The organism is Pseudoalteromonas sp. Isolate6 (genome assembly GCF_022398435.1).
In the GTDB taxonomy this organism is placed as follows: domain Bacteria; phylum Pseudomonadota; class Gammaproteobacteria; order Enterobacterales; family Alteromonadaceae; genus Pseudoalteromonas; species Pseudoalteromonas galatheae.
Map to the genome: position 1 here is coordinate 1 of NZ_JAKEVK010000329.1, position 2,928 is coordinate 2,928.

Genomic DNA, 2,928 nt, shown 5'->3' on the forward strand with positions numbered 1-2,928 from the left:
ATTGTATACATTGTAATTTTAGTGTTAAAAATCTATAACCCGATCGGGTTTGGATACACAACAGGAAAGGTAAATTATGAAAATTACAAAACTCACTTTGGCGTTATCTGCGATCACAGCGATAAATTCAGCCAACGCACATCAAGAATCACAGCGACTTTTTAAGCCGCTCAATGCATCGGTTCAAGTGGAAACGAACATATCTCATGGCCATGAGCATAAGGCTTTGAATGATAGAGCACCCGTTGCACACACACCAACAAGAAGCGTGCCGCTGCTATCTGCTAAGCACACACCATTATTGCAAGCGATGGCAGTTAGCGAGAGAGAAGCAATTGCTGCATGTGATTTAAACAGCTTAGCAAGTGCGAGCAGTAGCCAAATTGTTACTGAAATAAAGCAACAGGGCACGAGCTGTATCAATGCTTTATTCTCCGCTGACAGCAGCATCCAAACGCAAGTGTTCACGTCAGATAAAATGTATGCTGCGGCGCAAAATGCTAAGTCGCTTTCGCAAAGCTATACAGGCAACGGCAGTGCCGATCTCGAAGCGCTTTATTTGTTTATTCGCGCTGGCTTTTATGTTGAGTTTTACAATGATCAGGTAACTTTCGCCACTTGGGTTAAGCCTGCGGTGAAAGATGCGTTGGATGCTTTTGTTAGCAATAGCCATTTCTACGACGACAATGATGCCCATGGTAAAGTACTTGGTGAGGCTATTACTACAATGGACTCATCGGAACTACAAGGGCACTATCTGCCTGTCGTAAAAGCATGGTTATCTAAATGGAATGAAAGCTACGCTCAAAAGTGGAATATGCGCAGTGCGGTAAACGGCATTTTCACTATCTTATATCGTGGTCAGTGGAATGATAACTTTGTCGCTTTGGTTAAAAACGATCAACAATTGGTAAGTTTACTGGGGAGCTTTACCGAACAAACTTGGATGGTAAATTCTGACTCTGAATATCTAATCATCAATGCAGCAAGCGAATTGGCTCGACTTAAACTGTACAATGGTGCAGCTATTCAAGAGTCAGTCGACACGCAATTAACCGCTTTATTCTCGCGTTACAACAGTTATGGTTTTGGCGATGGTGTCTGGTTAGCTGCGGCTGATGTCGCGACCTATTATGCTGATTGTGGTCAGTTTGGTATTTGTAATTTTGATAAAGAACTTGAGACAAAAGTACTTTCTCAACAACATAGTTGTAGCGATACAATAAAGATTAGAGCACAAGCGCTTACTACTCAGCAATTGACTTCAGCTTGTCAAACTATGGAAGCGGAAGAAGTGCGATTCCACACCATGCTGGAAACAGGCCGCTTACCGGTTGCCGATGACAACAATGATTTTCTGCAAGTGAATATCTTTAATAGCAGTGCGGACTATAAAAAATATGCCAAAGCCATTTTTAAGATCAGCACCGACAACGGTGGTATGTATTTAGAAGGTAATCCCAGCGATGTAAATAACGTTGCTAATTTCGTTGCATACGAGGCCAGTTATGCAAAGCCGGATCATTACATCTGGAACTTAGAGCATGAATACGTCCATTACCTTGATGGGCGCTTTGATCTTTATGGTGACTTTAATGCACCAACTAAACCTATCGTCTGGTGGAGCGAGGGGGTGGCTGAGTACATTGCAAACCTCAATGATAATCAAGCTGCAATAGACACAATCAAAGATGGTTCAGTATATACGCTTGCCGAAATATTCAGCACCACGTATGACGGTTTTGATCAAGATAGAATTTACCGTTGGGGTTATTTAGGGGTGAGATTCCTGTATGAAAAGCACTTTGATGAAGTGCTCGCAATGCGACAGGAAACGAGACAAGCAAATTGGAATGCGTACCAAGCTCGTATGGACCGACTCGCATCACAGTATCAATCAGAGTTTGTTCAATGGTGTAATGCGCTTGCCACTGGTGGTCAGAATAACGCGCCGACTTCAGAGATTAATGGCCCTTACTCCGGTGACGTCAATCAAGCGATACTATTTTCAAGCCAAGGTAGTGTCGATCCTGATGGCGACGCGCTCACTTATTTGTGGCGCTTTGGTGATGGTAGTCAAAGTAATGAAGCCAATCCCACGCACAGATATGCACAAGCAGGCGAGTATCAAATTAGCTTAACAGTAAGTGACCCTAGCAGATTGAATCACACTAGTAATACAGTGACTACAGTAAGTGCAACGACTTCAAACAAACTACAGTCTGGCGTACCTGTCACAGTTGCTGGCGAGCAAGATGAACAAGTTGCGTTTTTAATTGATGTTGCTGCTGGCACCGATAAGTTAGTCATTCGCACGTCTGGAGGTAACGGTGATGCCGATCTTTACGTTAAGTTAGGGTCGGCGCCAACGTTCAGCGATTATGATTGTAGACCATACCAATCAGGTAACGAAGAGATATGTGAGATCACCACACCTACCGCTGGCACCTATTACATTATGTTGTATGGCTATAACCGCTTCGAAAATGTGCAATTGTTAGGAGAAATCGTAACAACTTCAACAATAGCGGACGTATGTCAGTCGCAGGGCAGTGTCTCTAATGGTAGATTAGTAGCAGGTGAAACGATTTGTCTTGGAAGTCAAGAGCCTATGTGGTTTAGCCTTGAGAACGTAAGTGGTCAACAATCGGTGGTGATCAAAACCGCGCATGGTAGTGGTGATTTAGGGCTTGAATACAGCAATGCAGGGTGGCCGAATGGCACAAATGTGGATGCAAGCTCCTTCAATCAAGGTAATCAGGAGTGTATTGAAATAAGTGCGCAATCTCAATATTGGGGATACCTAAAAGTGTCGGGTGCACCGACGGGAGCTGCGCTGAAAGTCTCTTATAATAAAGATGATTGTCAGTAACTGTTCAATATTAAGCTTAAATTGATGAAGGCAATTGAAAAGGTGAGTTAGATCAC

At 43.3% G+C, this 2,928-nt stretch carries 1 protein-coding gene; it reads left to right on the forward strand.

What is annotated here, in order from left to right; translation table 11 throughout:
* The first annotated feature begins 73 nt into the window (after positions 1 to 73).
* On the forward strand, positions 74 to 2,872 hold the full coding sequence (locus L1D50_RS22470) for a collagenase (RefSeq protein WP_239966885.1): 2,799 nt from the start codon (positions 74 to 76) through the stop codon (positions 2,870 to 2,872).
* The last annotated feature ends 56 nt before the right edge of the window (positions 2,873 to 2,928 follow it).